Origin of the sequence: Leifsonia sp. SIMBA_070 (genome assembly GCF_046534635.1) — a bacterium.
Classification (GTDB): domain Bacteria; phylum Actinomycetota; class Actinomycetes; order Actinomycetales; family Microbacteriaceae; genus Leifsonia.
This window is the reverse complement of sequence record NZ_JAWRYK010000358.1, coordinates 1-267: the sequence shown is the minus strand read 5'-3', so window position 1 is coordinate 267 and position 267 is coordinate 1. Positions and strand designations below refer to the sequence as shown.

The window sequence follows — 267 nt, the reverse complement described above, 5'->3', positions numbered from 1 at the left end:
CTTCCCACCACACTCCGCCGGTGTCGGTCAATGCCACGTTGGTGAAGATGGAGTTGCCCTTGGCGATGGCGCGCATGGCGTTGGGGTTGGTGCTCCAGCCGGTTCCGGGGGCGACGCCGAACAGGCCGGCTTCCGGGTTGGTGGCGCGCAGTTCGCCGTTGTGTCCGAAGCGCATCCAGGTGATGTCGTCGCCGAGGGTTTAGACTTTCCAGCCATCGATGGTCGGGTCCAGGAGAGCGAGGTTTGTCTTGCCGCAGGCGGACGGGA

The 267-nt window shown here is 65.2% G+C and carries 1 pseudogene; it reads right to left on the bottom strand.

The annotated features are described in order from the left end of the window. Positions 1–267, bottom strand: a pseudogene (locus SB754_RS20670) (phosphoenolpyruvate carboxykinase domain-containing protein); the annotation flags it as partial.